General features: G+C 61.0%; 13 protein-coding genes and 1 pseudogene. 12 read left to right on the top strand and 2 right to left on the bottom strand.

The window, feature by feature from the left end:
* Positions 1-287: 287 nt before the first annotated feature.
* A pseudogene (locus AC1DQM_RS05060) lies at positions 288-1481 on the bottom strand (PDC sensor domain-containing protein); the annotation flags it as partial.
* A gap of 343 nt (positions 1482-1824) precedes the next feature.
* On the opposite strand from AC1DQM_RS05060, the gene AC1DQM_RS05055 reads away from it, so the two are divergent.
* The 3 genes from AC1DQM_RS05055 (at position 1825) to AC1DQM_RS05045 (ending at position 6125) form a co-directional block, all read left to right on the top strand.
* Positions 1825-3273: an APC family permease gene (locus tag AC1DQM_RS05055; protein ID WP_138867348.1), complete on the top strand. Its 1449-nt coding sequence runs from the start codon at positions 1825-1827 to the stop codon at positions 3271-3273.
* An 89-nt stretch (positions 3274-3362) separates the two neighbouring features.
* Positions 3363-4796, top strand: coding sequence for an aldehyde dehydrogenase family protein (locus AC1DQM_RS05050; RefSeq protein WP_138867349.1), 1434 nt, complete (start codon positions 3363-3365; stop codon positions 4794-4796).
* A gap of 3 nt (positions 4797-4799) precedes the next feature.
* Positions 4800-6125, top strand: coding sequence for an alginate export family protein (locus tag AC1DQM_RS05045; protein WP_177431119.1), 1326 nt, complete (start codon positions 4800-4802; stop codon positions 6123-6125).
* Between the two features lie 49 nt (positions 6126-6174).
* Here AC1DQM_RS05045 and AC1DQM_RS05040 read toward each other — a convergent pair whose 3' ends face one another.
* Positions 6175-6933: an IclR family transcriptional regulator gene (locus AC1DQM_RS05040; protein WP_018927853.1), complete on the bottom strand. Its 759-nt coding sequence runs from the start codon at positions 6931-6933 to the stop codon at positions 6175-6177.
* Between the two features lie 248 nt (positions 6934-7181).
* Between AC1DQM_RS05040 and AC1DQM_RS05035 the strand changes: the two genes are divergently transcribed.
* The 9 genes from AC1DQM_RS05035 to AC1DQM_RS04995 all read left to right on the top strand — a co-directional run bounded on the left by AC1DQM_RS05035 (position 7182) and on the right by AC1DQM_RS04995 (position 16654).
* Positions 7182-8723 (top strand): acetolactate synthase large subunit, encoded by a 1542-nt coding sequence (locus AC1DQM_RS05035; protein WP_111454537.1) that lies wholly within the window; start codon positions 7182-7184, stop codon positions 8721-8723.
* Between the two features lie 11 nt (positions 8724-8734).
* Positions 8735-10225 (top strand): aldehyde dehydrogenase family protein, encoded by a 1491-nt coding sequence (locus AC1DQM_RS05030; protein ID WP_192379042.1) that lies wholly within the window; start codon positions 8735-8737, stop codon positions 10223-10225.
* Positions 10226-10251: 26 nt separating this feature from the next.
* Positions 10252-11046, top strand: a complete 795-nt coding sequence (locus AC1DQM_RS05025; protein WP_019578593.1) for an SDR family NAD(P)-dependent oxidoreductase — start codon at positions 10252-10254, stop codon at positions 11044-11046.
* 12 nt (positions 11047-11058) lie between these two features.
* Complete coding sequence (locus AC1DQM_RS05020) at positions 11059-12099, top strand: VPS10 domain-containing protein (protein ID WP_111454535.1); 1041 nt, start codon at positions 11059-11061, stop codon at positions 12097-12099.
* Between the two features lie 11 nt (positions 12100-12110).
* A complete protein-coding gene (locus AC1DQM_RS05015) occupies positions 12111-12578 on the top strand; it encodes a VOC family protein (RefSeq protein WP_064617305.1) in 468 nt (155 codons plus the stop codon).
* A 10-nt stretch (positions 12579-12588) separates the two neighbouring features.
* Positions 12589-13191, top strand: a complete 603-nt coding sequence (locus tag AC1DQM_RS05010; protein WP_018927859.1) for an amino acid synthesis family protein — start codon at positions 12589-12591, stop codon at positions 13189-13191.
* A 62-nt stretch (positions 13192-13253) separates the two neighbouring features.
* Positions 13254-14861 carry a bifunctional 3-(3-hydroxy-phenyl)propionate/3-hydroxycinnamic acid hydroxylase gene (locus tag AC1DQM_RS05005; protein WP_018927860.1) on the top strand — a complete coding sequence of 536 codons (1608 nt, stop codon included), beginning with the start codon at positions 13254-13256 and terminating at the stop codon, positions 14859-14861.
* Positions 14858-15637, top strand: coding sequence for a 2-keto-4-pentenoate hydratase (locus AC1DQM_RS05000; RefSeq protein ID WP_138867351.1), 780 nt, complete (start codon positions 14858-14860; stop codon positions 15635-15637). Before AC1DQM_RS05005 ends, AC1DQM_RS05000 begins: the two co-directional genes overlap by 4 nt.
* Positions 15638-15712: 75 nt before the next feature.
* Positions 15713-16654 (top strand): helix-turn-helix domain-containing protein, encoded by a 942-nt coding sequence (locus AC1DQM_RS04995; RefSeq protein WP_019649023.1) that lies wholly within the window; start codon positions 15713-15715, stop codon positions 16652-16654.
* Positions 16655-16808 lie beyond the last annotated feature (154 nt).

The raw sequence follows: 16808 nt of genomic DNA, 5'->3' as shown, positions 1-16808 counted from the left end.
TGATCGAGGCTTTCGATGCTGCTTTCGGCGATGGAGAACACCGCTTGACCTGATCGGCTCGCGCTTTCGGCGGCTGTCGCTGCGTCGGCGGCACCGTGGGAATGGCGCGCCACTTGCTGGGCACTGGCACTCATTTCGTGCAGCGCGGTCGCGGCCAGCTCCACTTCGCGGTACTGGCGTTGCATCCCTGCGCTGACTTCCCGGGCAATCCCCGACGAGGTATTGGCGCTGTTGCGGGTATCCAGGGAGGCGGTTTGAATGTCGCGAATAATTGGCTGCAACTTGTCCAGAAAACGGTTGAACCCATTGGCTAATTGGCCCAATTCGTCGCGTCGCCCGGCGGGCAGGCGTTGGGTGAGGTCACCATCGCCATCGACGATGGCATCAAGCAGGCCTGCCACCTTCAGCAGCGGGCGTGTCACCCCGTAGGCGGCCAGCCAGATCAGCAACATGCCGAGGCAACTGGCCAATACCCCCAGGCAAAGGTTGAGCCAGTTGGCCTGGCGGCTTTTGTCGTCCAGTTCGCTTTGCATTTGCCGGGCGGGTGCCTGCACCAGGGCTTGGGGAACCTTGATCTCCAGTTGCCAGAGTGGATTGCCTGCCACGGGTTGCAGAGCCTGGCGTATATCGAGGGTGGTCCCGGAGACTTCGCCGCTGCGTCCTGCCACCTGGCCGGAGGCCGACACAATGGCCACTTCGCTGTTGCCTTGATACAGGTCCTGGCCGAGGTCGGCAGCCAGCTTTTGCAGCGTGTCGAGGCCAATGTCTATGCCGACCACGCCGAGGATCTTGCCGTTGGCGATCAGAGGGACAGAAATGCTGCTCATCAGGACTTTCTGGCCTTCCACCTCACTGGTGTAGGGCTCCACCACGCACGTGCGCCTTTGAGCTTGAGGGCAGGTGTACCAGACGTTTGTCGGTTCGCTGCCGGGGGGCGCTGTGTTGGTGAAGATTTGCGCCTCGGTGAGCACATCCTGGACCAATTGTCCCGGCTGGCTCTGTGACCAATACAGCGCAAAACGACCTTTTTCGTTGCTCGCCAGTGCACGTTGCCCGACGAAATTAGCGTCTGCGCCCGCCAACGCGTCAGGCAGAAGGATGACGTACAGGCCGAGCACTTTTTCGCGGTTGAGCAATGTCTGACGGGTCACGCTGATCAGCGCTTCGCGCAATTGCCCAGCCGTGAGGCGTCCATTGAGCGTTTGATCGCGCAGTTGCAGAACCTGTTGCGCGAATCCTTCGCTATACAGCGCCGTTTCGTTGAAAAAGCGTTCGACCTGTTGGCCATGGGCAGCGGCCTGGGCTTGCAAGCGCTCCACGGCGGCTTGCCCGAGCAGGTGACTGCTCTGCTCCTTCAGCAATTTTGCACTTTGTTGGTTCTGGTACACCGAGGTGCCTACCAGCGCGCCGACGACAGCCAACAGGCACAGTCCGCTCAGGAGTGTGATCCGCCATTGGATAGTGAGATGAGCTAAACGCATGACTGGGACTTCCTGCAGAGGGCTTTGGCTGCGATGGGCTGTGGACCAGGCCCTCGCTTTTATTATCGGTGCCGGCATCTGGGTATAGAGCGGGTGACGCTAGCATGCGGGAGGGAACGGCCAGCCGGTTATCCCGAATCGGCAAGGACTGCCGGATTGCGGGTGCCGCATCGACCTGTTTTGGGGCGGCGCCTCGGATGCTACCGATTTGGGATAGCGAGCGGTTCAGGGGCGGGCATAGGATCGAGTTCAGCGCGCAACTAAAACAAAACGCTAATTGGTGCCGATGGAATTCAATCGGGCCACCCCAACAGCGACTGCCTCATACAATAAGGTCAACAACATGAGTGTACCTATCTCGATCAACAGCTCCACGGAGCTCAAGCGTGGCGCCCTGGGCGTCGGGTTCATCATCTTCTTCGTGGTGTCGGCGGCGAGTCCTTTAAGTGTGATCGCCGGTGGCTTCCCGATTGGCATCATGCTGGGTAACGGTGCCGGTACTCCGGCATTGCTGATCCTGGCGTTGCTGGTGCTGCTCGCGTTCTCGGTGGGTTACACCACCATGTCCCGGCACCTGACCAATGCCGGCGGTTTTTATGCGTTCACCTCACGTGGTTTGGGTGGCCTGGCAGGCGGCGCGGCCGGGGTGTTGGCGATGTTTGCCTATAACATTCTTCAGGTCGGGTTGTATGGCATGTTCGGTGGGGTCGTCAGTGGCACCATGGAAAGTGTATTTGGGCTGGTGTTGCCGTGGTGGTCCTACTCGCTGATGGCGATGGCGAGCATTGCGATTCTGGGCTATCGCAAGATCGACCTTTCTGCGCGGGTGCTGTCGGTGGTGGTAATCGCCGAGTACCTGGCGATCCTGATCCTGGATTTTGCCATCCTCAAATCCGGCGGCGACAGCGGCATCAACCTTGATGCATTCGACCGCGCCCATGTGCTCGGCGGTACCCCGTCCATCGGCCTGCTGTTTTGCTTTGCGGCATTCATCGGCTTTGAGGCCACCACCATTTACGGTGAAGAAGCCATAAACCCTAAACGTACCATTCCGATTGCCACCTACAGTTCGGTGCTGCTGATCGGCGGGTTCTACGCGCTGTCGGTGTGGTCGATGGTGGTGGGCGTGGGCGCGGACAAGATCGTGCCGATGCTGCAGGCCTTGCAGGATCCCACGACGTTTATCTATGGCATGTCCGATCACTTTGTCGGCCCCTGGCTGACTCAGATTATCCGGGTGCTGTTCATGGTGAGTATCTATGCCGGCCTCCTGGCCTTTCATAACGCCGCGGCGCGTTATTTTTACGCGATCGGCCGTGACGGCCTGTTGCACAGTCTGTTGGGCACCACTCACCGCGTGCATCAGAGCCCCCATATGGGCTCAGTGTTGCAGAGCCTGATTGCTGCTGTGGTGGTACTGATTTTCGCTGCATTGGATGCGGACCCGATCCTGCAACTGTTCGCCTGGTTCTCCAACCTCGCCACCCTCTGCGTCATTTTACTGATGGCGCTGACGTCGGTAGCGGTCTGCGTCTACTTTCAGCGTCATCCCGAGCTTAACGTCGGGATATGGCGTGGGCGCATCCTGCCTGTTTTCTCCTCCCTGGCATTGGTGCTCGTGCTGGGACTGGCGGTGGTGCATTTCGACGTGTTGACCGGGGCCAGCCAGCTGTTGTCCTACGGACTCTGCGCCATCATTCCCGCGGCCCTGATCATCGGCGTCATGCTCGCCGCGCGCTTGCGAAAGATCTCCCCGCAACGGTTTCTCGCCTTGGGCAGCCACAAGCTTTAAGGCCGCACTCGTTACTGCTCGACTAACCAGACAATTCCAGCCTGCCGTTGCTCGGCATGGCTCGTCAGTGTGTGAAAGGAAGGTTTCAAATGCACAACTACAAGATGCTCATCAATGGCGTTCAGGTCGCCGGTGAACAGGGCCAGTTTGATGTGATCAACCCGGCCACCGGTGCTGCATTCGCCCAATGCCCCGCCGGCTCGCTGGCGCAACTCGACCAGGCGGTCGACGCTGCACAAGCGGCGTTCAAAAGCTGGCGGCACAGCACCCACGCAGACCGTTGCGAGCGCCTGTTGGCGGTTGCGGCGGATATCGAGCGGGAGGCAGAGTCACTGGCCCGACTGATTGTGCTGGAACAAGGTAAACCACTGGAACTGGCGTTTTCCGAAGTCATGGGGTCCGCCGCCTGGACCCGCTATGCGGCCGGGCAGGAGATTGCCGTGGAGCTGGTGGAGGAAACCCCCACCCAGCGGATCGAGTTGCATCGCAAGCCTTTGGGTGTGGTGGCGTCGATCACGCCGTGGAACTGGCCATTCATGATCGCCGTCTGGCACATCATGCCGGCGCTGCGAGCCGGTAACTGTGTGATCAGCAAACCGTCGAGCCTGACCCCGCTGAGCACCTTGCGCCTGGTGGAGATCATCGCCCGCCATGTGCCTCACGGCGTGATCAATTGCCTGACGGGTGAGCAAGGTTTCGGCAGCGCAATCACTTCGCACACCGGCATTCAGAAGATTGTGTTCACCGGCTCGACCGCCACCGGACAAAGCGTCATGCGCGGCGCCGCCAACAACCTCAAGCGCCTGACGCTGGAGCTGGGTGGTAACGACGCGGCAATCGTTCTGCCCGGTACGTCGGTTGAGGCGGTGGTCGAGGAGATTTTCCAGGCGGCGTTTCTCAACATGGGCCAGACCTGCGCGGCCCTCAAGCGCCTGTATATCCACGAATCGCAGTACCAGGCCTTTGCTGATGCGCTGACCCTGATTGCGACGCGCCAAGTGGTGGGCGATGGCCTGGAAGCTGGCGTCACCTTTGGACCGGTGCAAAACCTTGAGCAATTGGAGCTTGTCGACGCGCTGGTCGCTGACGCGCGGGCACAAGGCGCACGCGTGCTGTGCGGCGGCGCGCGTCTGGATCGCCCCGGTTTCTTTTATCCGCCGACCCTGGTCGCGGACGTGACAGATGGCCAGCGTCTGGTCGACGAGGAACAGTTCGGTCCTGTGTTGCCTTTGATCGCGTACCGGGATGTCGAGGATGTACTGCGGCGCGCCAATGCCGGCGACATGGGGCTGGGCGGATCGGTCTGGGGGCCGGATGTCGAGCAGGCCCAGGCACTGGCCAGCCGCCTGGAAAGCGGCGTTGCCTGGGTCAATTGCCACGCGCAGATTCAGCCGAATACGCCGTTTGGCGGCAGCAAGATGTCCGGGTTTGGCGTCGAGTTCGGCCTTGAGGGGCTGCTGGAGTTCACTGGCCAGCAACTGCTGTTTGTCCGCCCCTTTAAAAGCGCACCACAAGGAGCTTGAGCCATGCGCAATCCATCACGCCATCCCGTGTTTGGTAGCACGCTTGTGTGCACATTGGTGCTATGCGCCATCAATCAGGCCCAGGCCTATGAGTTGTACAGTGATGAGGGCCGTCACCTCAACGCAGACATGACCGCCGTGTTCGGCCAGTTCAACAGTCGCAAGAACTACGACGGCACACCCGGTGGATCTACCTGGCGCGAAGGCTTTATCAAATACGGCTTGAGTGGCGACCAGTCCCTGGCGGGCAATGGCACTGCATATGGGGCATTCGCCCTGGTCAGTTCCGCCACCTGGGGCGACGGCGACCCAGGCGGCAATTCCCTGGGAACTGAGCGCACAACAAAGATCGAAGACGCCTACCTGGGCTGGCGCTCCGGCGACCTGTTCCCTGCGTTAGGCAAGGACGGGGTTGATATTTCCGGCGGGCGCCAGGTGGTCAAGCTGGGCCGAGGGTTCCTGATCAACGATGACGGACTGAACCCGGGCGAGGGTCCGGCCAATGGCACTATGAACCGTGGGGGCGCTTATTACCTGGCTGCACGGCATGCGTTCGATCAAACCGCGCTGTTGCGCCTGGGTGGGCAAGATGGCCTGCACGGCAGTCTGGTGTGGCTCAAATCCGACAACCGCGTCCAGGCCGAAACCGAACTGGCCGCCGGCACGCTGGATTACACCACCCAGCCGGGTACGATCGGATTGACCTGGGTACACGGCATCGACGTGAGCGATCAATGGGCCACCGACTTTCAACGCCAGCGCAAAGGCATGAACGTCTACAGCGTTCGCGGTGAAGGCGATGCGGGCATCGAGAACGTCAGCCTGGCGTTCGAATACGCCTGGCAGGACAAGGACGCCGGGCCTGAGAAAGCCTGGTACGGCGAAGCGGGCTACACCTTCGCCGATACCGCCTGGGCGCCCAAGGTGACCTATCGCTATACCCGCTATTCACAGAAATGGGATCCGCTGTTCACTGGCTTGAGCATGGGCTACGGCACCTGGTTCCAGGGCGAAGTCGCCGGAAACTACGCCGGGCCGTTCAACAGCAATACCAGCATTCAGCACGTCGGTCTGAAGGCCACTCCGCTGGAAAACCTGACCTTGGGCGCGCTGTATTTCGATTTCGATACGGTGCGTAAAAACAACGCGCTGAACCTCAATGCCCGTGAGCTGGATATCTACGCCGAATGGGCAGCCAACCCGCACTTGATCATTACCCCGCTGATTGGCCTCTACAAACCCGATCAGGACTCAACCACGGGTGGCAATCAAGTCGGCGGCAATGGCACCAACCTGTACAGCCAATTGACGGTGGCTGTTCCGTTCTGACCGCACATCCGCCGCGTCCCCGGTAAGAGACCGGCGGCTTGTCCATAGGCTAGGGCGTGGTGGTGTTCGACTGATTACGCATGTTTTCGGCGATGCGCCGAGTGGTATCCATGACCATTTCGATCACGGTTTCCTGGCGCAGCAGCTTGAAGCTCTGCGTGCTGCCGACGGCGGACAGGCTGCCAACCACTTCGTCGATGTCCGTCTGGATGATCGGCGCGGCGATGCCGGTCAAGCCCAGGTTGAGTTCATCATGGGTGAGGCAGTAACCGTCCTTGCGAATCTTTTTCGCGGCCTTGGAGAAGCTTGACCAGTCATAAGGGCAGTCCGGGTCGTTGGCCATATGCTCGTCGAACAAGCGTTGCAAACGGCGACCTTTCTGAAAGGCGATCAACACCTTGGATTGCGCGCCGCGAAAGAACGGCAGCGGTTGCCCGCGCCCGAACGCAAAGTGGTAGGTGTCGGTGGGTTCGGCGATGTAGGTGTTGATGATGCGACCGTCATAAAAGACGCTCGCAAACACGGCCAGGCCGGTTTGCGCGGACAGCTCGTGCATCAACTCGCGCCCGGCAACGAGGATAGGGTCGTACTGACGCATCATCCAGTCCAGTTCGATGACTCGCGGTCCCAAGCCATAACTGCCGGCGTCCACGCGGGTCAGCAGGCCGGCGTCGCACAAATCCTTGACGTAGCGGTACACGGTCGCACGTGACAGGCCCATGCGCTCGGCAATGGTGTCGGGGTCGATTTTCAATGTCTGTGGACCGAACAGGTCCAAGACACTCAGCAATTTGCTCAGGCTACTCATTTCGTTCCTAAAGACGGGGGGAGGGCGCGTGCTTCGTTCCGGCGTAGACCAGACATCCCGCAGAAGCGCCAAGCGCTGGCGCAACACTACCTCAGTGAGAGAAAAACGCAATCTCGGCAGTCTTTCTGGTGCAAATAAAATCGCATAAATCTCACAAAACGAGACAAATACGAATTTAATGCTTGTTGGTTGAGTATTTGTGTGTGATAAATCTCATCACTGCAAATGCTCAAGCAAGAGGGCTGAAAATGAATGGTGCGCAACTGATAGTGAATGCGGCAGCGGCAAGCGGTATCGAATACTGCTTCGCCAACCCCGGAACCACCGAAATTCCATTGGTGGCGGCCATGGCCAGCGCACCAGCACTGAAGCCGGTGTTGTCGTTGTTCGAAGGGGTGTGCACGGGGGCGGCGGATGGGTATGGCCGGATTGCCGGCAAGCCGGCGATGACCCTGACGCACCTGGGCCCCGGGTTTGCCAATGGCATCGCCAACCTGCACAACGCACGTCGTGCCAATACCCCTATCGTCAACGTGATCGGTGATCACGCGTCATGGCATGTCAACTACGATCCGCCGCTGGCCAGTGACATCCAGGCCTTGGCCGGGACTGTCTCCGGTTGGGTGCGCACCTCGCGCACGGCGTCGGGTATCGGCGAAGATTTGCAGGAAGCGGTGCGGTCGGCCTGGCAGGCCAAAGGGCAGATCGCCAGCCTGATTCTGCCCATGGACCTGCAAGCCAGCGCAGTGACGCACAACGGCGTGTTCGCTCCGATGCGGGCGCCGATTCGCCGGTTTGCCGGTGACCGGGTCGAGACGGTGGCACAGGCACTGCGTGACGGGCAGCGCCTGGTGTTTATTGTCGGGGATGAGGGGTTGTCGGTTGCCGGTCTGGAAGCAGCGGGGCGCCTGGCCCAACTGCCTGGCGTGCGCCTGTTTGCCGAGACCTTTCCACGGCTCAGCTACCGTGGTGGTGGTTTGCCGGATCTGGATCGCCTGCCGTACTTCCCGGAAGTGGCCATTGAAATCCTTGAGCAGTACGACCAGGTCGTGTGTGCCGGGGTGCCGGAGCCCATCAGTTATTTTGGCTACGAAGGCATCCCGTCGCGCCTCGCCGAGCGTGAGCGTCTGCTGACGCTGGCCGATGTCGGTGACGATGTAGCCGGCGCGCTGACGGCGCTGGCCGATGCCCTCAATGCACCGGCCTACGTGCCGACGCCGATGGGCATCGAACTGCCGCCAGGCCATGCCGAGCTCACACCTCAGTCCATCGGCCAGGTTTTAGCCGCATCGCTGCCGGACGACAGCATTGTCTCCGTGGAAGGCGGCACTTGTGGCTATCCGTTTTTCACCGCCTCTGCTAGCGCCGCGCGGCACCGGGTGTTGACCAATACCGGTGGCGCGATCGGCCAGGGCATTCCGGTGGGGTTCGGCGCCGCCTTGGCGGAGCGGGGCAATCGCGTGTTCTGCCTGCAATCCGACGGCAGTGCCCAGTACACCATCCAAACCCTGTGGAGCATCGCCCGTGAGCAGGTGCCGGTGGTGATCCTGATTGCCGCCAACCATCGCTACGCCATTTTGCAGAACGAACTGCGCCGCTTCGGCATGACTGAAATGGGCCCCGAAGCCCTGCGCCTGACGGTGCTCGATAGCCCGCGGATTGACTGGAAAGCGCTGGCCAAGGGCTACGGTGTGCCGGCCTGCACGGTGCACACCAATGCCGAACTGCAACAGGCGCTGGCCAATGCCAATGCCGACGGTGGTCCTTGCCTGATCGAAATGGCGCTGTGAAGGAGTCGATGATGAAACAGTTCGAAGTGCTACCTGCTGTGCAACATTTTCTGTCCCAGCCTGGCCGCCTGTTTATCGGTGGCAGTTGGCAGGACGCCGCCGCTGGCCGACGGTTTGCCGTGGAAAACCCGGCAACTGAAGAAACCCTGACGGAAGTGGCCCAAGGTGACGCGAGTGACGTAGATGCGGCCGTTGCGGCAGCCCGCGCAGCGTTCAACGGCGCCTGGGCGCTGCAGTCTCCCGCCCAGCGCGGTCTGCTGCTGTTTCGACTGGCGGACCTGTTGGATCAGCACCGCGAGGAGCTGGCGCAGTTGATCACGCTGGAGAACGGCAAGCCCATCTCGGCCGCTCGAGGTGAAGCGGCCAGTGCGGCGACCATCATTCGCTATTTCGCCGGCTGGCCGACCAAGATCGAAGGCAGCACGTTGCCTGTATCGCCGGCCAGCGGTGCGCCGATGCTCAACTACACCTTGCGTGAACCGGTGGGTGTGTGCGCGCTGATCGTACCGTGGAACTTCCCGTTGAACATGTGCGTGTGGAAGCTTGGCCCAGCGCTGGCGACAGGTTGTGTCGCGGTGCTCAAGCCCGCCGAGCAAACGCCGCTGGTTGCGATTCGACTGGTGCAGTTGATCGAGGCCGCCGGGTTTCCACCGGGGGTGGTCAACCTGATCACCGGTCTTGGCGCGGAAACGGGCGGACCGCTGGCGCAGCATCCCGACGTGGACAAGATCGCCTTCACCGGCTCGACCCACGTCGGCCGGCTGATCGCTCAGGCGGCCACCAGCAACATGAAAAAGGTCTCGCTGGAATTGGGCGGCAAGTCGCCGAACATCATCTTGCCGGACGCCGATATCGTGCGCGCCGCCAAAGGTGCCGCCGACGGCATCTTCTACAACCAGGGCCAGGTGTGCACGGCTGCCTCACGTTTATACGTGCACGCCAGTGTGCTCGATCAGGTGCTCGAAGAACTTGAGCGGCATGCCACCGCCCACGTGCTCGGTAATGGTTTGGACCCGGCCACCAGCATGGGCCCACTCGTGTCGGGCCGCCAATTGAGCACGGTCAAAGGCTACCTGCAACGTGGTCAGGAGGAGGGCGCCGAACTGATCTGCGGTGGCGGCCGTCCCGCCCACCTGGAGCGCGGCCACTTCATTGCGCCCAGCGTGTTCCTTGATCGCGCCGAACGTGCCTGTGTCGCCCGCGAAGAGATCTTCGGTCCGGTGTTGACCGTCATGAGCTGGACCGAAATCGACGACCTGGTGCTGCGCGCCAACGATTCGCCTTATGGCCTCGCAGCAGGCCTGTGGACCCGCGACCTGCGCTCGGCGCACCGCGTGGCGGCGCAGCTCAAGGCGGGCTCGGTGTGGATCAACTGCTGGAACGTGGTCGACGCGGCTTCGCCGTTCGGCGGGTACAAGCAATCTGGCTGGGGCCGGGAAATGGGTAAAAACGTGATCGATGCCTACACCGAGACCAAGAGCGTCTTCGTCGATCTCGCCTGAACCGAATAATCACAAGAGGAAATGCTATGGATCTGGAATTGAAAGGCCGCGTGGCCATCGTCACCGGCGGCGGTATGGGTATCGGCAAGGAAGTCGCACGTTTTCTGTCCGAAGAGGGCTGCAAGGTGGTGATCTGCGCACGCCGCATGGAGTTTCTCCAACAGGCTGCCGAAGAGATCACGGCTCAGACCGGCAACGAAGTGCTGCCGCTGTACTGCGACACCAATCAGATGTCGGCCGTGTCTGACATGGTCGAAGCCGCGCACAAACACTTCGGCCGCATCGACATCCTGGTCAACGGTGCCGCAGCGCCGTCCGGCGTGGTGCGCAATGACATCGAACATGCCGGCGACGACGAGTTGCTGTCGGATCTCAACACCAAGGTGATCGGCTACTTCCGTTGCGCCAAGGCAGTGACCCCGCACATGAAGGCCGGCGGTTTCGGTCGCATCATCAACATCGGCGGCCTCACCGGGCGTAGCAGCAAAGTCCTCTCGGGGATGCGCAACCTGGCGATCGCCCACATGACCAAAACCCTCTCCGACCAGTTGGGCCCTTCGGGCATCACGGTCAACCTGATCCATCCCGGCGTGGTGGATACCCCGCACATCCAGGAGTTGTACGAGCGCGAAGCGGTCAAGCAAGGCAAGACCTCGGAACAGGTTGAGCAGGCCTACATCGACGCGACGCCGATTCGCCGCACCCTGGCACCGATTGAAATGGGCTGGCTGATTGGTTTCCTGGCGTCGCCGAAGGCTGGCGCGGTGACCGGAGAATCCATCGGCATCGACGGCGGTTTGACCCGCGGTATCTACATCTGAGGAGCACCAGCGATGAGTAACGGAACCCTGTTAGTGGCCACGGTAGGGCAGGCGGTGATCCGCAGCGCCGACGAGGGTCGGACCTGGCATCGCCTGGGCCTGGGCCAGGATCTGGAGTTCGACGCGATCACTCGATCCTTGAGCGTGCACCCCGGCGAGCCTGAGGTGATCTACGCCGGCACGGACGTAGGTTTGTGTGTCAGCCGCGACACCGGCGGCCATTGGCAGCGGGTCGATTCGCCGTTCAACGGGCAGACGGTCTGGAAAGTCGCCGTCGATCCGCAGGACGCGCAACGGATCTTCGTCGGCACCGGTGCACCTTCGCGCGCCGTACTGTGGCGGACCCTGGACGGTGGTCTCAGTTGGGACCGTGCGCCGGTGGAGATTCCGGAGTTCTGCGACGGAGTCAGCCGCCCACGGCTGCTGGCTTTCACCTATGACCCGACCGACCGCAACCAGCTATGGTTCGGCCTTGAAGAGGGTGGGTTATTCCACTCCCGTGACGGTGGCGACAGCTGGACGCGCGTCGATGATCGGCTGCTGTGGGACTACAACTCGGATGTCCACAACATTCTGGTACTGCCCAATCATGGTCAGAAAGTCATCGTGGTGGTCTGCGTCAACGCCGTCTACCGCAGCCTGGATGAGGGGCTGACCTGGACTGGCATTATCGGTCGAGAAGCGTTCGGCCTGTACTACATGCGCGCCATGAACGCGCCGTTGGGCACGCAAAGCGACCTGTACCTGAGTATTTCCGATGGCACGCCCGGTACCACCAGCAAGATCCTGGTGTCCCGTGATGCTGCGCTCAGCTGGGAAGTGCTGCCCCTGCCGCAACAACCCAATTCCTGCGTCTGGGCCATTGCCTTCAACCCGGAAAATCCGCGACAGATCGTTGCGGGAACCAAGTACGGGCACTTGTTCACCTCCGGGAATGGCGGTGATGGCTGGCAGAAACAGTGGCGCGAATTCAGTGAGATCGCTGACGTGCTCTGGACCCCCGCAGTGGCGCAGATCAAGGCAGGGCATCAATCCGTGGTCAAAAAAAGCTGAGGTATCACGCGATGAAAGTCGAAATCCTTCGTACTCACTTATCGCTCTCGGTAAGTGATCCTGATGTGTCGGCACGCTGGTACGCCGACATCCTGGGCATGCATGAAAGTGCCCGGGGCGAAAGCTGGGTCATGATGGCGTTTGGCACCAAACATCACGACATCGCCTTGCTTCGTGCAGAGCCCGGCGCCCATCAGGGCGGGTTGGGGTTGCAACACTATGGATTGGAAATCGCCGGGGACATGACCACCTTGCGCCAGCTCTACGGCATGTTGCTGGGCAAGGGCGTCGAGGTGGTGAAGATCACCGATCACGAAATCGGCCATGGTGTGTATTTCAACGACCCTGACGGTAATCGCATGGAATTTTTCCTTGAGACTGAACACGACGATGCGCGCGGCAAGGCCCGGTTCAAGGCCGCTGGCGCGCCAAGCCGACATTTCAATCTAGATCCACTAGACCCACTAGACCCGCTTTGAGGCCACCCAGATGAAAACCGCGAATTTTGCTTCGTATCACATCCGCAAGTGGTACAGCTTTGTCGAAGAAACCCTGGCCAACGAAAGTGGCCAGTTGGCCGATGGCGAGCCGCTGTTCAAATATGCCGTCGCCGCCGTTATCGCCAACCCCTATGCCGGTCGCTACAGCGAGTCGCTGACAGAGCTGGTAGAACCGTCGCCGCTGCTGGGCGAAGAGTTCGGTCGTCGCATTCAGGCGCTGGCCGGCTCGCGGGATATTGTCAGCTACGGTAAAGCTTGCATGGTGGGCAGCCAGGGCGAATACGAACACGGCAATGCGTTCCTGACCAACCCGGCTGCCGATCCGGTGCGCCTGGCGCTGGGCGGGGGCAAATCCTGGGTGCCGTCCACCGGCAAACGGGGCGCCCCGGGTTCAACCATCGATGTGCCGTTGGCCCACAAGGATGCACTGTATGTACGCTCCCATTACGACAGCATGTCCCTGATGTTTGGCGACGGCCCCGCGCCGGATGAGGTAATCGTGATCTGGGCCTTCGCCACGCGCGGGCGCTTGCATGCGCGGCTGGGCGGTCTGCAGGCGGCAGACGTCAAAGGTATTGATGGGCTGCACTGATTTCAGGCGCATGGCTTTAGCGGCGTCGGATTAAAAACACAACAAGAAAGCGGTGAATAGCGATGAAGCAGGAGAAGACCCAAGTTGTCATTGTCGGCGGCGGCCCTAACGGGATCACGGCCGCACACTATATGGGGATGTACGGTATCGACTGCGTCGTCCTTGAGCTTGCCGACGGCGTACTGCCTTACCCACGCGCGGTGGGCATGGATGATGAAGCACTGCGCGTGCTGCAGGGGATCGGCATCGCCGATCTCGCTGTACGCGACATGATCTGTGATGTACCGCTGCGCTATTACAATGCACGCGGTGTGTGCTTCGCCGAGGTCAAGCCGAGTACCGCACATTACGGCTGGCCAATGCGTAATATTTTCATGCAGCAGTTGCTGGAAGGCACGTTGCGCGAAACCCTGGGACAGCGTGCCAGCGTTGTGTTGCGCCAAGGCCACGAAATGCTCGAACTCGAGCAGGACGGGCAGGGCGTGACATTGCAGGTGCGCGATGCTCAAGGCGAGATTTATCAACTGCGGGCTGACTATGTCATCGGCGCCGATGGCGGACGCTCCACTGTGCGTAAAAAGCTTGGTATCGAGCTGTCGGGGCTGACACATGCGCGCAAATGGGTGGTGGTCGATACGGCCAATGACACCCTAGATGCACCCTACACCGCACTGCATGCCGACCCGGAGCGGCCCTTCGTGTGCATCTATCTGCCGTACCAGCAACGCCGCTGGGAATTCATGCTCCTGGAGGGCGAAGATGAAGCGAGGATGTGTGAGGAAAGCACTATTCGCGACTTGATCCGTGGGCATATCGGCAACGCGGTCGATCAGTTGAACATCATCCGCATCCGCGCCTATACCCACCACTCCCGGGTCGCGGTGCGGTTTGTCGAAGGGCGTGTGGCGCTGGTGGGTGATGCCGCGCATATTTCTCCACCCTGGGCCGGGCAGGGCCTCAATTCCGGGCTGAGGGACGTGGCCAACGTGGCCTGGAAACTGGCGGCGATCATCCAGGGCCGTGCCTCGCACTCGATCCTCGCCAGCTACGACCAGGAGCGCCGTGGGCATGCCACCGAGCTGGTAGCCCTGGCCGACAACATGGGCGCGGTACTGGGAATGACCAACCCGCTGATGGCCGGCGTGCGCGACTGGCTGTTCCAGGCGGTGAACAGTGTCGACAACCTGCGCTCGCACCTGCTGGAGTTCAAATTCAAACCCAAGGCCACCATCACCAAGGGGTTGGTCTATCACGAGCGGGCCGAGTTGCGCGAGGACGACCTGGTCGGCCAGCTGTTTGTACAGCCGCATATCGAAGACGCCCAGGGGCAGCGTCGTCGCCTGGACGAAGTGCTTGGCAATTCCTATGCGGTGCTGGGTTATCGGGTGAACCCGCGCGAGCAACTCAGCGAGGAAATGGCCGCTTATTGGGCGCGCTGGGACACGCGTTTCATTCAGGTCAATCGTTCGCGCAGCGGCATCGGACGTGGCCAGCCGTTGACGGCCTCGGACGCCATCAGCGTGGAGGACGTGGATAATCGCCTGGGTGAATGGTTCTCCAGGGTGCGTGACTGCATCGTGGTGGTGCGTCCGGACCGGTTTGTCGCCGCCATTACCACACCAGAGAGGCTTGAAGGTGTGCTGCGCAAACTGGCGGAGCAACTGTCATGAACAGCGGCAACGCGCTACTTAACCGGCTACATCAGGCAACGCGCACGGTGCAAGCCATTGCGCCACTGGCCCCCGAGGCGATAGATCGGCTTGCGGGTTATGCGCTGCAACGCCAGGCGCTGGACCATCGCCAAGCCGCAGGCGAGCGACTGAGCGGGTGGAAGGTCGCCTTCGCCGGCAGCGCCGCGCAAAAACGCTTTGGCCTTGACGAGCCGGTGTATGGCGGCCTGATGGATAGCATGATCGTCGAGCCGGGTACGGCGGTGGAGTTCTCGCGATTGATCCAGCCCAAGCTGGAGATCGAATTGGCGTTTGTACTGGGGCGTACCCTGGCGCCGGGGGATTACCGTGACGAGGATATTCTGGCCGCCATCGGCGACGTAGCGCCCGCGTTCGAGATCGCCGACTGCCGTTGGCAGGGCTGGGATTTCGGAGTGGGCGCCTTTCTTGCCGACAACGCGGCGGCGGGGCTTTATTGTCTCGGACCGCGTATCCCGTTCGATCCTGTACACCACGTCAACGTAGCGTATCGCCTGGAGTGCGACGGCGCGCTCTGCGGTAACGGTAATACGCGTGATCGGGAGGACAGCCCGCTGGCCAATCTGTGCTGGCTGATTCGGCGTCTGTTGGCCGACGGTCAACCTGTGGAGGCTGGGCAGGTCGTGTTGTCCGGGGCGTTGTTGCCGCCGATGAATATCCAGCCCGCCACGTACTGCCTGCACATGCTTGGCATGGAACTGGCTTTGGTTTTCAAGGCGGACGCCGCCCCGGTGTGAACGATAGCTGCCGTCACGGATGACTGAGTCCCTTTCAGGCCGATAAACAAACGGGGCCACCGAGGAACGACGACCATGCTTGCTGAAGTTCGAACCTTCAATGACCCTCAACAACACGCTGGCTCCATCCAGGGCTGGCGACAAGTGTATGACCAACTCGGCCGTGGCTGCCTGACCAGTGAGCTGCGGCAGTTGTCCTCTGACCGCTTTCAAATCTTCCAGGAAGTGCTGGACAAACGCGTGGTACAGCGCGGCTATGCGCCCAAAGGTCGGCTGTGCGCAGCCATGTCGTTAGGCTGCGCGCCGGTGGTGCAGGGGCAACAGGTGGGCACTCACAGCGTGGTACTGTTGCGTGACGGCGAGGAGTTTGTGTTGCACGCCCCTGAAGGCATGCACTTCTTTGCGCTCAATATCGACGCGGTACGCTTCGCCAAACTGGCGGCCTTCGAATTGTCTGACGATCAGCTCAAGCGCCTGAAGACCACGTCCCAACTCAGCGTGGATGACGCGTTACTGTTGCGAATACGTCAGCGTATCCACCCGCTGTTTCATCACCTTTTGGAACAGACGGACGCTATCAACTCAACCGCCGAGAAAATGCTGGAGGAAGAACTGCTCGGCGCGTTCCTCGATTTGTTCAGCCACGCCACCGATGAGGTACGTTGTCGTCGCGGTAATTTCGCCGTGAGTGCTTACCTGGTGAAGCGTTGCCAAGAGCTGATCGATGCCAGTGGTGAAACACCGCTGAGCATTCTCGACCTGTGCGAGCACCTGCGGGTGAGTCGCCGGACCCTGCAGAACAGTTTTCAGGCAGTGACCGGAATGCGTCCGGTCGAATACCTGCGCAATCTACGCCTCAACGCGGTGCGACGCCGCTTGATCACAACCTCTGCCTGCACTCACAACATCAGTGAGATCGCGATGGCGATGGGCTTTTTTCATCTGAGCCACTTTGCCGCGCATTACCGGCAATTGTTCGGCGAGTCACCGTCTGAAACGCTCAGGGCTATGCGCTAAAGACCTCATGTGCGGCTGACGCTGTCCTCCCACCCGATTTCCTTTTCCAGGCTGATATTCAAGCGCTCGTGAATTGTTGGTTTCGCTGCGCGAAGCTGGCAACTCGGCTCGCTGGATATGCCTTGCCGTATTCGAAACACAGGGAGTTACCCAG

It is taken from the genome of Pseudomonas sp. 01L34 (genome assembly GCF_056400265.1).
Note: the sequence above shows the minus strand (reverse complement) of the source record. Positions and strands in the feature narration are given on the sequence as shown.